General features: G+C 69.0%; 10 protein-coding genes and 2 tRNA genes. 9 read left to right on the plus strand and 3 right to left on the minus strand.

The window, feature by feature from the left end; translation table 11 throughout:
• Positions 1-314 precede the first annotated feature (314 nt).
• A tRNA-Leu gene (locus G1C96_RS06260) sits at positions 315-397 on the minus strand.
• A 247-nt stretch (positions 398-644) separates the two neighbouring features.
• Between G1C96_RS06260 and G1C96_RS06265 the strand changes: the two genes are divergently transcribed.
• Positions 645-959 carry a hypothetical protein gene (locus G1C96_RS06265; protein WP_169275794.1) on the plus strand — a complete coding sequence of 105 codons (315 nt, stop codon included), beginning with the start codon at positions 645-647 and terminating at the stop codon, positions 957-959.
• Here G1C96_RS06265 and tgt read toward each other — a convergent pair.
• Complete coding sequence (tgt, locus tag G1C96_RS06270; RefSeq protein WP_169275795.1) at positions 935-2,236, minus strand: tRNA guanosine(34) transglycosylase Tgt; 1,302 nt, start codon at positions 2,234-2,236, stop codon at positions 935-937. The two genes, G1C96_RS06265 and tgt, sit on opposite strands and share 25 nt — an antisense overlap.
• A gap of 219 nt (positions 2,237-2,455) precedes the next feature.
• Between tgt and G1C96_RS06275 the strand changes: the two genes are divergently transcribed.
• From G1C96_RS06275 to G1C96_RS06295, 5 genes are all read left to right on the plus strand, one after another.
• On the plus strand, positions 2,456-4,450 hold the full coding sequence (locus G1C96_RS06275) for a S1C family serine protease (RefSeq protein ID WP_240945137.1): 1,995 nt from the start codon (positions 2,456-2,458) through the stop codon (positions 4,448-4,450).
• Positions 4,451-4,860: 410 nt separating this feature from the next.
• The gene (locus tag G1C96_RS06280) at positions 4,861-6,990 is read left to right on the plus strand and encodes a heavy metal translocating P-type ATPase (protein WP_335341935.1); all 2,130 of its coding nucleotides are present in this window, start codon (positions 4,861-4,863) and stop codon (positions 6,988-6,990) included.
• Positions 6,991-7,356: 366 nt separating this feature from the next.
• Entirely contained in the window at positions 7,357-8,808 is a 1,452-nt protein-coding gene (locus tag G1C96_RS06285; protein ID WP_169275798.1) for an FAD-dependent oxidoreductase, read from the plus strand.
• A gap of 156 nt (positions 8,809-8,964) precedes the next feature.
• A complete protein-coding gene (gene htpX / locus G1C96_RS06290; RefSeq protein ID WP_169275799.1) occupies positions 8,965-9,969 on the plus strand; it encodes a zinc metalloprotease HtpX in 1,005 nt (334 codons plus the stop codon).
• A gap of 110 nt (positions 9,970-10,079) precedes the next feature.
• Positions 10,080-10,153, plus strand: a tRNA-Gly gene (locus G1C96_RS06295).
• A 77-nt stretch (positions 10,154-10,230) separates the two neighbouring features.
• Here G1C96_RS06295 and G1C96_RS06300 read toward each other — a convergent pair.
• Entirely contained in the window at positions 10,231-11,640 is a 1,410-nt protein-coding gene (locus G1C96_RS06300; RefSeq protein WP_335341934.1) for a polysaccharide deacetylase family protein, read from the minus strand.
• A gap of 292 nt (positions 11,641-11,932) precedes the next feature.
• Between G1C96_RS06300 and G1C96_RS06305 the strand changes: the two genes are divergently transcribed.
• The 3 genes from G1C96_RS06305 to G1C96_RS06315 are packed head-to-tail and all read left to right on the plus strand — an operon-like array spanning position 11,933 to position 14,761.
• Complete coding sequence (locus G1C96_RS06305) at positions 11,933-13,234, plus strand: adenylosuccinate synthase (RefSeq protein ID WP_169275800.1); 1,302 nt, start codon at positions 11,933-11,935, stop codon at positions 13,232-13,234.
• Positions 13,235-13,289: 55 nt separating this feature from the next.
• Entirely contained in the window at positions 13,290-14,387 is a 1,098-nt protein-coding gene (locus G1C96_RS06310; RefSeq protein WP_169275801.1) for a fluoride efflux transporter FluC, read from the plus strand.
• On the plus strand, positions 14,387-14,761 hold the full coding sequence (locus tag G1C96_RS06315; RefSeq protein WP_169275802.1) for a fluoride efflux transporter FluC: 375 nt from the start codon (positions 14,387-14,389) through the stop codon (positions 14,759-14,761). The genes G1C96_RS06310 and G1C96_RS06315 overlap by 1 nt, the downstream gene beginning before the upstream one ends.
• Positions 14,762-14,771 lie beyond the last annotated feature (10 nt).

Raw genomic sequence — 14,771 nt, forward strand, 5'->3', positions numbered from 1 at the left:
GTCGGCCCGTGTCCTCCGAATCCCGGCAAGGGAAGGGCCGGGTTTTCGGGGAATCCACGGAATGGCAACGGCGTGATGGGAAACCCGCCCCTTCGTTTGCCGGTCACCCGTCGCAACGTTGTGATGATTGGCCGTCGTGGGTGATGGTTCGGGTTTCTCCGGTGGTCGTTCGTCGCAACGTTGCGATGGACGGACGCACATTCTGGGCCTATAACCCGAGATCGTCATATCGCCGCCATATTTTCGGCGCTGCGCCGGATACGAGAAAACCCCGGAACCTTGGTATTTCAAGGTTCCGGGGTTTCCCTACTGCGTGCGAGTGGGGGGAGTTGAACCCCCACGAGCATACACTCACTGCCACCTGAAGACAGCGCGTCTACCATTCCGCCACACTCGCAGACAATGAAATAACTTACACCCGGGTCGGCGATCGTGCAAAGCTCGGCGTGTCGCGCTGTGTCGCGCACGTGCTGTGCGCATGCCGTGCGGCGGTGCGCGTGTGGCGCGTGCGCGGAACGGCGGTCGTTCGCGTCGTCGGATGCGCGGTTCGCCGCGTGGTATCGATTGGCGGAATTCCGCCATTCCCCGGCAGGCAATGTCTATATGCTGGGATGCTGTTGCTTGGATATTGGGATGGGGATCGCGTGAATCGCTTGCAGTCAAGGTCGCATTGCCTGACGCTGATGGTCGTGCTGCTGGTCGTGGCGGGCGTGCTGCTGCCATGCGCGCAGTACGTGCCGGCGGCGGTCGCGGCAGGCGCCGCGGCGGTCGCCGGCCTGAGCGCGCGGCGCGAATGCCGCATCTGCCATCGCTTCGCGTGGCTGGCCGATGCCGGACGCTACGGGCGCATCTGCCCGGTGTGCGATCGCATGATCGCGGAGGGGCGGCAGCAGGATCTGCTCGAGCGCCGCTCCTCCGCGCCGGTGCCTGTCGCTCAGCCGCGCGAGCCGTTCGCGTAGAACCGCGCCAGCGTCTCGTCGCGGTACTCGTCGAAGTAGCCGCCGTCGATCGACGCGCGGATCTCGTCGAGCAGGCGCACGAAGAACCGCTCGTTGTGGATCGTGGCGAGCGTGAATCCGTTGTATTCGTGGGCGCGCAGCAAGTGGTCCACGTAGGCGCGCGAGTAGTGCCGGCACGTGTAGCAGTCGCAGTCGGCCTCGATGGGGGAGAAGTCGGTCTTGTGCTGCGCGCGCTTGATGTTCCAGCGTCCGTCGCGCGTGAAGATCGCGCCGTTGCGGGCGCAGCGGGCGGGCGCCACGCAGTCGAACGTGTCGCCGCCGTTCTCCACGGCTGCGAAGATGTCGTCCACGGCCGCGATGCCCAGCACGTGGCGCGGACGCTCCTCGGGCATCGCGTCGCAGATCCAGGCGCAGGTGTTGCCGAGCAGGCGCTTCTCGATCGCGCCGCCGATGCCCACGCCGTCGAAGTCGAGCGACGCGATCTGCTCGGCCGCGTGGCGCCGCAGATCCTCGTAGTTCGCGCCCTGCACCACGCCGAACAGCGCCTGGTACGGCTTGCCGAGGCGTGCTTCGGTGAGGCGCTGATGCTCGGCGACGCAGCGCTTGGCCCAGCGGAACGTGCGCTCCACGCTGCTTTCCTGGTAGGAGCGCGTATTCATCAGCGTGGTCAGCTCGTCGAACGCGAACATGATGTCCGCGCCGATCTTGTGCTGGATGCCCATGGAGATCTCGGCGGAGAAGCGGTGCTCGTCGCCGTTGAGGGGCGACTTGAACGTGACGCCGTCCTCGTCCACGAACGCGAGGCGCTCCTTGCCTTCGGCGATCACGTCGTCGGACTTGAGGCCGGTGACGTCCATGGCGAGCGTCTTCTTGAAGCCGGCGCCGAGCGAGAGCACCTGGAAGCCGCCGGAATCGGTGAACGTGGGGCCGTCCCAGTTCATGAAGCGCGCGAGGCCGCCGGCGGCGTCGAGCACGTCCTCGCCGGGGCGCTCGAACAGGTGGAACGCGTTGGCGAGCAGGCACTGCGCGCCGAGCTCCTTCATCTGCTCGGGCAGCACGGCCTTCATGGCGCCCTGCGTGCCCACGGGGACGAACGCGGGCGTGCGGATGTCGCCGTGCGGGGTGTGGATGATGCCGGTGCGGCCGTAGCGCGCGCCGTTGCGGCCGAGGCCGTGCGGGGAGTCGGGCAGTCGGGTGAGGGTTTCGAAGCGGAAGGCGCCGCGGTCGCCGGGCTTGCCGGGCTGCGCGCCTCGCGGATGATCCAGGAAAGACGTCATGGCTCCACTGTAGCGAACGCGGGGCTTCGCGGGGAGGGGCCGGCCCTTGCGAAAACTGGCGGCGGATTCCATCGGCGCTTTCAATGAACATTCAGGAAACTTGCAGAGCCGATGTCTTTACTCTGAAGTTAGCAAGCGACGGACGCCGACGGCGCGTGGGGCGCAGGACCGGCGGAACGTCGCGGCGATGCACGCATGGATCAAGCAAAAGGAGCAGACATGGCTGACGATCAGCAGAATCCTTGGCAGGTGCCGCAGGGCGATTCGACCCCGGCCAATGCCGATTCTTCCCAGACCTCCACTTCCGAGGAACCCGCGGCAACGACCGCCGCGGGCGGGGCTGCGGGGGAGCAGCCCACCCAGACGATTCCCGCTCCGGCCGATGCCGTGACGGGTGACCAGCCCACCACGCCGCTGCCCGCGGTGCCGACCACGGCACCCGTCTCCGCGACTCCGGCGGCCCCGGCCGCCGCGCCGGCACCCTACCGCGAGGCCCCCGAGTACGGCGCCTACACCGCCGGCTCCGCGTCGGCCCCGACCTCCGCGTCCGCGACGTCCGCCGCCGGAACCTCCGGCGAGCCGCAGTACGGTCAGCGCCTGCCCTCCGGCCCGTTCAACCCGTACCCGTTCGGCGCCCCCGAACCGTCCGACCAGCAGCCGCAGCAGTCCCAGCAGCAGGGACAGGGCGCGCAGGGCGGCCTCTTCGGCTTCAACCCGTTCGGCGCGCAGAACGATCAGCACGCCCAGAACGCCCAGAACGCGAACGCGCAGAATTCGCAGGGCGCCCAGAACGCCGCGCAGGGCAACGCGCAGAACGTCGCCGGCAACGGCCAGGTGCCGCCGCAGGCCCCGCAGGGAACCCCGTACCCGTTCGGCCAGCAGCCGCAGGGCGCCCCGTTCGGTCAGGGCGGCCAGTTCGTCCAGCCTGCGGCCAAGGGCGGCAGGGGCGGTGCGGCCACCGTCGTCACCGCGGTGATCGCGGCGCTCGTCTCCGCGGCCCTGATGCTCGGCCTCGGCTGGGGCGCGCTGTCCAACGGATGGATCAAGGTGCCCACCTCGTCCAGCCTGAGCTCCATCGGCTCCTCCAACTCCGGCGGCTCCGGCTCGGCCACCACCGCCGAAGGCACCGACTGGCAGACCGTCGCCAGCAACGTCTCCGCCTCCGTGGTGTCCATCACCACCACGCTGTCGAACGGCACCGGCAAGGGCTCCGGCGCCGTGCTGGACACCCAGGGCCACATCGTCACCAACAACCACGTGGTCTCCGGCGCGCAGAAGATCGTCGTGACCCTGTCCAACGGCAACCTGTACACCGCGCAGCTCGTCGGCACGGACACCACCACCGACCTCGCGGTCATCAAGCTGGACAACGCCCCGTCCGACCTCACCCCCGTCACCTTCGCCGACTCCGACACGCTCGCCGTGGGCGAGGGCGTGATGGCCGTGGGCAACCCGCTGGGCTACGAGAACACCGTGACCACCGGCATCGTCTCCGCGCTCAACCGTCCGGTGACCGTGCAGGACGATGACGGCAGCGACATCGTCACCAACGCCGTGCAGATCGACGCGGCCATCAACCCCGGCAACTCGGGCGGCCCGACGTTCAACGCCGCCGGCCAGGTGATCGGCATCAACTCGTCCATCGCGTCCACCGCCACGTCCAGCTCGTCCGCCGGCTCCATCGGCATCGGCTTCGCCATCCCGGCGAACCTGGTCAAGCGCGTGGCCGACGAGATCGTCTCCAACGGCAAGGTGCAGCACGTGGCGCTCGGCATCCGCGTCCAGACCGGCGAGGCGACCGCCGACGGCGTGACCCGTGCCGGCGCGCAGGTGGCGTCCGTCACCGCGAACGGCCCCGGCGCCAAGGCCGGTCTGCAGGCGGGCGACGTGATCGTGGGCTACAACGGCAAGTCCGTCTCCGACGTCTACTCGCTGCTCGGCTACGTGCGTGCCTCCGCCATGGGCGACACCGCCAAGCTCACCGTGGTACGCAACGGCAAGGCCGTGGACCTCACCGTGACGCTGGATCAGGAGGAGACCGCGGTGAACGGCTCCAGCAGCTCCAACGGTTCGTCCAACGGCAATTCCAACGGCAACGGTTCGAGCAACGGCAACGGGTCCAACGGATACGGCAACTCCGGCAATGGTTCGGGCAACGGCTCCGGCAACGGCGGCCTGACCGATCCGTTCAGCCAGCTCTTCGGCCAGAACTGACGTCGGCCGGCGTCCCGCAGGTTCGCGGACGTCCGGTTCCGCCTGCGGCCCCCGACGACACACCAGCATGGTGTGCGGCGGGGGCCGTTTGCTATATTGAGGGCGAATCTTTACGCCGTGTATCGGCGCGAGGCTGTGCCGCGCTGCCGATGGGTTAACAAGGCGTGACAGGCAACTCGCCGGTCGCGCTCGCACGGTGGTCTCTTCGACTGCGCTCCTGCGCGACCGGCCCCGATACCAACGTAAGGAGTCCCCCTATGACGGGCACAGCCGGCACATCAGGCAATCCATCGTCGTCTCGTTCGACGTCCGATTCTTCATCCACTGCCTCATCCACAGCTTCATTCGCCGCATCCGCCGCATCGACCGCATCGGCCGCGGTTCCGTCCGCAGCGGTCGCTCCGCGCGGCATTCCGCGGCGCATCGCTGCACGCGTCGTCGACGTCTGCAGGCTCGTGCCGCTGCTGCCCATCGTCCTCGCCGCCGCGGTCCCGCTCGCGCTGCTCTGGGACTGGCGCCCGTGGGGGCCGGTCGCGCCGTGGGGCGAACTGGTGCTGTGGGGCATGTCGCCCAATCCGAGCGTCGGACAGTGGATCGTTATCGCGCTCGTCGTCTACACCGTCGTCAGCACGCTGCTCGGCATGATCGACGACGTGCGCAACGGGCAGGTGGGCATCGACCTGCTCGCCGTGCTCGCCATGCTCTCCACACTGGGCGTGGGCGAATACTGGGCCAGCTGGGCCGTGATGCTCATGGTCGCGTCCGGCGAGGCGATCGAGGAATACGCGCAGTCCAAGGCCGAACGCAGCCTCACCGCGCTGCTGCAGGCCGCGCCGCGCACCGCGCACGTGTTCGACGCGCCGGGCATGGCGCGCGGGGGCGACGGCGCTGATGGCTCCGACGGCGCTGCGGAGGATTCGCCGAACGGATTCCGCCGCGTCGTTCCGCGGCATGGCAGTCAGCATGGCAGCCAGCAGGAGCCGGCATCCGCGCACGCCGCCTTCCGTACCGTGCCCGTCGACGACGTGCATGTCGGCGACACGATTATCGTGCTGCCCGGCGAGACCGTGCCCGTCGACGGCACCCTGCTCAGCGGCTCCGCCACGCTCGACCTGTCCGCCATCAACGGCGAACCCCTGCCGCGCGAGGTCTTCGCCAACGCGCGCGTCATGTCCGGCGCGGTCAACGGCGCCACCGCGCTCACCATGCGCGCCACCCGCCCCGCCGCGGACTCGCAGTACCAGCGCATCATGTCGCTCGTCGCCTCCGCGCAGGAATCGCGCCCGGCCGTCGTGCGCACCGCCGACCGGCTCGCCGTGCCGTTCACCGTCCTCGCGCTCGTCATCGCCGGCGCTGCATGGGCGGTCGCCGGCGTGCCCGTACGGTTCGCGCAGGTGCTCGTGCTCGCCACGCCCTGCCCGCTGCTCATCGCCGCGCCCGTGGCCTACGTGGCCGGCACCGGACGGCTCGCCAAGGCCGGCATCCTCATCAAGACGCAGAGCGTGCTCGAACAGCTCGGTCGCGTCACGCACGTGTTCTTCGACAAGACCGGCACGCTCACCGTCAAGCAGCCGCAGGTGGTGCGCGTCGAACTTGCCGCAGGGCAGCGGCTCGACGCGGACCACGTGCTCATGATGGCCGGCGTGGTGGAAGGCTACTCGGTGCACATCCTCGCGCAGGGCATCGCGAAGGCCGGACGCGAGGCGGGCGAGCGGCTGCGGCGGGAGCGTGGCGCGGAACCGCGCGCCTACCCGGTGGTACGGGACGTGCGCGAGGAGTCCGGGCAGGGCATCGCCGGCGAGGTCGACGGGCGCGCGGTGCGTGTGGGCCGGCGGGCGTTCGCCACGGCGGCGGGCGGCTTCCGGCCCACCGGCGCCGAATCCGAGCGGTCTCGGTTCGGCGCGCTCGGGCCGGGTGAAATGGGCTCGTACGTCTCGGTGAACGGCGTGCTCGCGGCGCGCATCGTGCTGCGGGATGTGCCGCGCGCCGATGCGAAGGCGACGGTGGAACGGCTCAGCAGGCTGGGCGTGCGGCGCGTCACCATGCTGACCGGCGATCGGCGGGCGTCGGCCGGCATCATCGCCGAGGAGGTCGGCATCCGGGACGTGCGGGCCGAGCTGTTCCCGGAGGACAAGGTCGCGGCGGTGCGGGACGAATCCCGCACGCCGGCGGGCCGGGGAACCTCGGCGCGCCCGACCGTCACCATGATGGTGGGCGACGGCGTGAACGACGCGCCGGTGCTGGCCGCCGCCGATCTGGGCGTGGCCATCACCGACGGCACCTCCACCGCGGCCTCGGAATCCGCGCAGATCGTCATCATGAACGACGACGTCGCCGCCGTGCCGCAGGCCATCGCCATCGCCCGCCGCACCCGGCGCGTCATGCTGCAGGCGGTGCTGGCCGGTCTGGCGCTCGCGGTGGTCGGCATGCTGGCCGCCGCGTTCGATCTCATTCCGGTGGTGGTCGGCGCCTTCCTGCAGGAGGCGATCGACGTGGTGAGCATCCTGTGGGCGCTCACCGCGCTGCTCGACCGGGAATGAGACCGGCCGCGGGCCGATGCGAGGGGTATCTGCAGAGTGAGGGGTATTTTCCGGGATCCGCCGGCAGGTATCTGCAGAGTCAGGGTGCCCTGGCTCCGATAAGCCGACCGGCCGGCACCGCCATTCCGCCGTTTTCGGGCCCTGGGACGCGGCCATAGACGGGTTTGAAGGCTCCGAGGCACCCTGACTCTGCAGATATCTGCCCGCACGCGGCGAAATCTGCCCCTCACTCTGCAGATACCCGCGAATGCTCGCGGATATCCGGGGGACATTCGATCCGCATGGCCGGTGGGCGCCGGCCGTCGGCGGCCGGACGGCGCGATTCGGCTCTTCCGCGGCGCGGGGCGGTGCGCTAGGCTGTAACGCGTGACTGAATCCGTGAACACTGAACTTCGCATTGCCGTTATCGGCGCCGGTCCGGCCGGCGTCTACTCCTCCGACATCTTCCTGCGCCAGCTCAGGAAGCTCGGCGAGGAGCTGGGCCTGGGGACCAAGGCCCGCATCGACCTGTTCGAGAAGCTGCCCGTGCCGTTCGGCCTGGTGCGCTACGGCGTGGCCCCGGACCACCCGTCCATCAAGTTCATCGCCGATGCGCTGGAGAAGACGCTCGACAACCCGGACATCCACCTCTACTGCGACGTGGAGTTCGGCAAGGACGTGACGCTCGAGGACCTGCTGGCCCGCTACGACGCGGTGTTGTTCGCCACCGGCGCCGTGAAGGACAAGCCGCTGCGCATCCCCGGCGCCGACCTGGACGGCGTGTACGGCGCCGCCAAGTTCGTCGAATGGTACGACGGCTACCCCACGGGCGCCCGCACCTGGCCGCTGACCGCGGAGAAGGTGGCGGTGATCGGCGGCGGCAACGTGGCCATGGACGTGGCCCGCGAGCTCATGCGCAACGCCGACGACCTCAAGACCAAGACCGACATCCCGGACAACGTGTACGCCGGCATTCAGGAGAACAAGGCCAAGGAGCTGCACCTGTTCATCCGCCGCGGCGTGGCGCAGGCCAAGTTCAGCGTGCAGGAGCTGCGCGAGATGGAGAAGCTGCCGGGCGTGCAGCTCATCATCAACGAGGACGACTTCGAGCTGGACGACGACACTATCGAGGTGGCGCAGAAGGACAAGCTCACGCGACAGATGGTCGAGGAGCTGTACACGATCCGCGAAATGGCCGAGGACATGGAGGACGACGGCGACGTGGATTACGAGGGCAATCCCGCCGACCGCAGGTACTACGTGCACTTCAACTCCGCGCCCACCGAGATCCTGGGCGAGGACGGCAAGGTCAAGGCGATCCGCGTGGAGCGCACCGAGACCGGCGCCGACGGCAAGATGCACCGCACCGGCGAGTTCACCGACTACCCGGTGGAGGCCGTGTACCACGCGATCGGCTACCAGCCGGCCGAGGCGCCCGGCATCGCCTACGACGCGAAGGGCGCGCATCTGGCCAACGCGAACGGCGACGGTCGCATCACCACCGAGCCGGACGGCGGCGAGGTGCGCGAGCGCCTGTACGCGACCGGCTGGGCGAAGCGCGGTCCGGTGGGCCTGATCGGCTCCACCAAGTCCGACGCGCTGGCGATCGTGACCAACATGCTGGAGGATCTGGCCAAGGCCGCCGAGGGCGGTCGCGTGGCGGAGGATCGCGATCCCGAGTCGATCGATCGTCTGCTGGAAAGCCGCGGCATCAGGCCGATCGACTTCGCCGGCTGGAAGAAGGTCGATGCGTTCGAGCGTGCCGAGGGCGCCAAGGAGGGCCGCGAGCACAAGAAGGTCATCGAGCCGGAGCAGATGCGCGAGCTCGCGCACGCCTGATCCCGCTCCCGGACGAGCGGTTTCCCGATGCCGCCGGTCGCCGCTGCGAATCGCAGTGCGCGCCCGGCGGCATCGCCGTTCCGGGGATGTGGATCACCCACGGCAACTGGAGGGAACGTTCAGAAAAACCCCAGCCTCGATCCGTAGCCTGTAGGCATGAATGGGCAAACGGGACGACTGCGCGTGCACGGCCATTGCAATGGCCTCAAGACCACGCTGCTGTTCGGGCTGATGTGGGCCATCATCATGCTGATCTGGTGGCTCACCGGCGGCAGCCGCGGCACGCTGGGCATCTACATCGTCATCGGTCTCGGCACCACGTTCGTGTCGTACTGGTTCTCGGACCGCATCGCCATCGCGTCGATGGGCGCGCGCGAGGTGTCCGAGGCGGAGGCGCCCGCGATCTACCGCATCGTGCGCGAACTGTCCGCCACCGCCGGCAAGCCCATGCCGCGCATCTACGTGGCCCCCACCATGAGCCCCAACGCCTTCGCCACCGGCCGCAACGAGCATCACGCGGCCGTGTGCTGCACGCAGGGCATCCTGCGCCTGCTCAACGAGCGCGAGCTGCGTGGCGTGCTGGGCCACGAGCTCATGCACGTGTACAACCGCGACATCCTCACGTCCGCGGTGGCCTCCGCCATGGCCACGGTGATCACGTATCTGGGCTATTCGCTCATGTACTTCGGCGGCGGTTCGCGCGACGACCGCGAGGGCGGTTCCGGGCTGGGACTGCTCGGTGTGCTGGTGAGTTCGATCCTGGCGCCGATCGGCGCGTCGCTGATCCAGCTGGCCATCAGCCGCACCCGCGAGTTCGATGCCGACGAGGACGGCAGCGTGCTCACCGGCGACCCGGCGGCGCTCGCCTCGGCGCTGAGCAAGATCGAATCCGGCATCGGCATGGAGCCGATGCGCCAGACCGCCGGCACGCAGTCCGCCGCCGCGATGATGATCGCCAACCCGTTCCGCGAGGGCGGCATCAGCCGGCTGTTCTCCACGCATCCGCCCACTTCCGAGCGCATCGCGCGCCTCATGCAGATGAGCCGCGAGATGCAGGCGGCGCAGATGGGCATGCAGATGGGCGCCGGTCCGATGGGAGCCGCGCAGATGCCGTACGCGCAGGAACCGCAGTATTCGCAGTATTCGCAGTACGCGCGCTGAGGCGCCGCGCCGCTCCCGGGATCGGAACGGGGGAACCGGGGTGCCCGGCCGGTGCGGACCGATGTGGTACACTGTCCTCTTGTGCGCACGGCAGTCGCCTGCGGCGCATCGCGGATGTAGTTCATCGGTAGAACGAAAGCTTCCCAAGCTTTAAAGGCGGGTTCGACTCCCGTCATCCGCTCCACATGGCAACGGCCTCCGAAGCTTCTGGCTTCGGAGGCCGTTGTGTTCGCTGATGTCAGCAGTCCGTCGCAGCCGTCGTCACTGCTTGGCGGACTCGCTCGGGGAGGCCGAAGGGGTCGCGGTGGCCGCGGCGTCGCCGGACTGCGCCGCATCGCCCGAAGTCGGCGGCATCTCGCCCTTGATGGCCCAGTCGGGGAAGCGCTGCTCCTTGTCCATGGCCATGAGCTCGCCCACGGTCACGAACTCGTAGCCCTGGCCCTTGAGGTCGTCGATGATGCTGGGCAGCGCGTCCACGTCCTGCTGGCGGTTGCCTCCGCCGGTGTGCATGAGCACGATCGCGCCGTTGTGCGCCTGCGCCATGACCGTGTCGTGGATGGCCTGCGCGCCGGGCAGCTTCCAGTCGAGCGTGTCGATGTCCCACAGCACGTTCGTGGAGATCAGGTCGCCGGCGCGGTCCCAGTCGGCGTTGGTGAACGCGCCGTAGGGGGAGCGGAACATGCGCGTCGTGACGCCGGCCGCGGCGAGGTCGTCGAATCCGGCGGTGAGCTCGGCGCGCAGCGCCTCGGTGGTCATCTTGGGCATGTTCGGGTGCGTGTTGGAGTGGCTGGCCACCTGATGGCCCTCGTCCACCATGCGCTGCACCACGTCCTTCATCTCCTCGGCCTGCGTGCCGATGTTGAAGAACGTCACGTGCACGCCCTTCTCCTTGAACAGGTCCAGCATGGGCGTGGTGTACTGGCTCGGGCCGTCGTCGAACGTGAGCGCGATGACCTTGCGGCCGTCCGGCACGTGCGGGCGGTACGCGGTGGTCTGCTCGTCCACGGGCTCCTTGGTGACGCCCTTGTCCACGGTCTCGCCGGAGACCTTGCCGACCCACGTCTCCTTGGTGCCGTCGGTGCCGGGCACGTGCAGCTGGATGGTGCCGCCGGTCACGATGTTGGTGGCCTTCTTGCCGTGCGGGATGGCCTCGGTCTTCACGTCGTGGTCCTCGGTCTTGTCGCCGCCGTTGGTGAGCGTGATCTCGTCCTGCTCCTTGAGGTGCGTGGAGGCGAGGGCGTCCTCGGACACCGCGGCGCCGTTGAGTGTCACGGCGACCGGGTCGCCGTCGGTGGTGTTGATGACCTTGCCGGTCAGGGAGATGAGCTTGCCGGGCGTCTTGCCGAAGTACGCGTTGTCCTTGAGGATCTTCGCGAGCGATTCGCCGCTGCGGATGGTCACCACGTTGCCGTCCACGATCACCGGGTACGGGCGCAGGTTGTGGTACCAGTACCAGCCTCCGCCGAATCCCGCGCCGGACAGCACCAGCACCACCGCCAGCACGATCGCCACGATCCTGCCCGCGCCGCGCCTGCGTCCGCCCTTGCCGCCCTTGCCGCCGTTGCCCGGTCCAGCGCCGTACGCGCTGCCGTTGAAGTCCAGCTCCTGCACGTCGTCGTCCGAGACTCCCTCGAGCTCGCTTGCCATGCGGCCGTCATTCTGATCCGCCACGAATGGATCCTTCCTCTACTACTCTTCAATCATCGGTGCGCCCTCATTCTAGGGACTGCCTTGGTCCGCTGAGCGCCGCCGATGTGTTGCGGCCGGGGCGTGTGGGAGGACGTGCGGGATGGCGTGCGGGAGCGCCCTCGGCGGCCGCGGTGTTCGATGGCGTTCGATGCGTCCTTCCGCGCATCGGGCGCATGCCGCCGCCGGTTTAGGGCTCACGGTATGCTGTCAACCGGCTTATGCGGCGCTGGCCGCGAGCAATGTGACGTTGAGACGGCTGCGGAGGTCGAGGATCATGCCTGGAATCGTGTTGATCGGTGCTCAGTGGGGAGACGAGGGCAAGGGCAAGGCCACCGATCTCATCGGCACCCATGTGGACTACGTGGCGCGCTTCAACGGCGGCAACAACGCCGGCCACACCGTGGTGGTGGGCGACGAGACGTACGCGCTGCACCTGCTGCCCTCCGGCATCATCTCCCCGAACGTCACGCCGGTGATCGGCAACGGCGTGGTGGTGGACCCGGAGGTCCTGTTCCAGGAGATCGACGGCCTCGAGTCCCGCGGCGTGGACTGCTCGCGTCTGCTGGTGAGCGAGGCGGCGCACATCATCGCCCCGTACCATCGCGTGATCGACAAGGTCACCGAGCGCTTCCTCGGCAAGCACAAGATCGGCACCACCGGCCGCGGCATCGGCCCGGCGTACGCCGACAAGATCAACCGCGTGGGCATCCGCGTGCACGACCTGTTCAACGCCGACCACCTGCACGACAAGGTGGAGGCGAGCCTGCACCAGAAGAACCAGATGCTCGTCAAGCTGTACAACCGCCGTCCCATCGACGTGGACGCCACCACCGAGGAGCTGCTGCGTCTGGGTGAGCGTCTCAAGCCGTACGTCGCCAACACGTCGCTGATCCTCAACAAGGCGCTCGACGAGGGCAGGACCGTGCTGTTCGAGGGCGGCCAGGCCACCATGCTCGACGTGGACCACGGCACCTACCCGTTCGTCACCTCCTCCAACCCCACCGCCGGCGGCGCCTGCACGGGCACCGGCGTGGGCCCCACGAAGATCGACCGCGTGATCGGCGTCGCCAAGGCGTACGTGACGCGCGTGGGCGAAGGCCCGTTCCCCACCGAGCAGTTCGGCGAGGAAGGCGACTGGCTGCGCGCGCAGGGCCACGAGTACGGCGTGACGACGGGGCGTCCGCGCCGCTGCGGCTGGTTCGACGCCGTGGTGACGCGCTACGCCTCCCAGGTCAACGGCCTGACCGATCTGGTGCTCACCAAGCTCGACGTGCTCACCGGCCTCAAGGAGATCCCGATCTGCGTGGCCTACGAGGTCACCGAGGCGGACGGCACCGTGACCCGCTACGACGACATGCCCACCGACCAGGCCGCGTTCGCCGCCGCCAAGCCGGTGTACGAGACCATGCCCGGCTGGGACGAGGACATCTCCAAGGTGCACGCGTTCGAGGATCTGCCCGCCACCTGCCAGGCGTACGTGAAGCGTCTGGAGGAGATCAGCAACTGCCGCATCTCCGTGATCGGTACCGGTCCGCAGCGCGACCACATCATCGAAGTGCATTCGCTGCTCGGCTGATCCGGCCTCGGCCGTTTCACCCCAGCACGGATCCCGTTCCAGCGAAGAGCCGCCTATGTCGACGTCCACCTCCATCGCGAACACGCCCCACGACCCCGTCGCCCCCGAGACGGTGACGCAGGTCGCCATACCTTCGTGCGCCTCGCGTGACGGACGCGACGCGCACGACCGCAACGGGGCGCGCTCGCCGCTGGAGGACTGGCCGCTGTACGTGGTGGTGTTCGTGGGCGGCTGTCTGGGCACCGCGCTGCGCTACGCTCTGAGCCTCGCGCTGCCGCGCCCGCTGGCGGACGAGGGGTTCCTCGGCGCGTTCCACACGGCTACGTTCGTGGCGAACATGTGCGCCTGCTTCATCTACTCGTGGCTCACGATGATGCTCGCGCAGTCGGTGTGGATCTCCAAGCGCACCCGCAGCCTGATGAGCCACGGCATCGGCATGGGCATGTGCGGCGGATTCTCCACGCTCAGCGCGCTCGCGGTGGAGGAGCTGCTGGCGGCGCGCGGCGGCAACGTGCTCGGTGCGCTGGGGTATGAGCTGGTGAGCTTCGTGTGCGGCGTGGCCGTGGTGTTCGGCGGCGTGAAGCTGGCGCTGGCGATGACCGCGAAGCGGCAGTCCGCGCAGGTGCGCGAGACCGTGCAGCGGCAGACTACGGTGGAGGAGGCCGATGCGGCCGCCGAGGCGTTCCTGGCCGCGCATCCGGCCGATCCTGCGCCGATCCACGTCCGGACGCGCCCGTGGGTGGCGCCGGAGATCCCCTCGGAGGTCGTCGTCCCCGCGGAGGGGAAGCGTGACGCGGCCGCCGAGACGTCGACGCCGCTCGTGGCGGATGCCGGCGCCGCGGCCGAACCCGAAGCCGGGTCCGAGCCTGAGTTCGAGGCCGAACCAGATACCGACGAGATCCCCGCGGTCGAACGCAGGACGACGGCGGAGGAGAACGAGTCGAACGCGGACGCGCCTGCTGCGGAATCGCCCAGTGCGGCATCACCGGTCGCGGACGAGGAGGACGCCGCAACCGCCGAGCCGTCCGCCGGCATCGCCGCCGAGCCTGCGCCGGTCGTCATCCCGCAGGTCGTGGACGACCCCGACGGCGACGCCCCCAGCTTCGACCGCATCGTGCACGTGGTCAACCATCAGCGCGGGGAGGCGGTCTGATGCTCACGTTCCTCGGCGTCTGCCTGTGCGGCGGACTCGGCGCCATGGCGCGGTTCGTGCTCAACGTGTCCGTGCAGCGCTGGTGGAAGCGCCCGTTCCCGCTGCACACGTTCATCATCAACGTCATCGCCACGTTCTGCGCGGGCATCGCTGCCGGCGCCTCCGTGGCCGGCGTGGTGCCGCACTCCACGTACCTGCTGTTCCTCACCGGGTTCCTGGGCGGGTTCTCCACGTTCTCCACGGCCATGAACGAGGTCGTCTCGCTGGCACGGTCGGAGCGCTTCGGCGTGGCCGCCGCGTACCTGGTCGCCACGATGGTGGTGCCGATCGTCTGCGTGGCGCTCGGCTTCCTGCTCGTCACCGCGCTGCGTTGAGCCGCACCCG

Source organism: Bifidobacterium moraviense (assembly GCF_012932365.1).
GTDB lineage: Bacteria > Actinomycetota > Actinomycetes > Actinomycetales > Bifidobacteriaceae > Bifidobacterium > Bifidobacterium moraviense.

What these genes read in the sequence shown, in the direction of transcription:
- tgt (WP_169275795.1), bottom strand. Translation starts at nt 2,236, where the DNA reads ATGACGTCTTTCCTGGATCATCCGCGAGGCGCGCAGCCCGGCAAGCCC.
- G1C96_RS06315 (WP_169275802.1), top strand. Translation starts at nt 14,387, where the DNA reads ATGCTCACGTTCCTCGGCGTCTGCCTGTGCGGCGGACTCGGCGCCATG.
- G1C96_RS06275 (WP_240945137.1), top strand. Translation starts at nt 2,456, where the DNA reads ATGGCTGACGATCAGCAGAATCCTTGGCAGGTGCCGCAGGGCGATTCG.
- G1C96_RS06310 (WP_169275801.1), top strand. Translation starts at nt 13,290, where the DNA reads ATGTCGACGTCCACCTCCATCGCGAACACGCCCCACGACCCCGTCGCC.
- G1C96_RS06305 (WP_169275800.1), top strand. Translation starts at nt 11,933, where the DNA reads ATGCCTGGAATCGTGTTGATCGGTGCTCAGTGGGGAGACGAGGGCAAG.
- htpX (WP_169275799.1), top strand. Translation starts at nt 8,965, where the DNA reads ATGAATGGGCAAACGGGACGACTGCGCGTGCACGGCCATTGCAATGGC.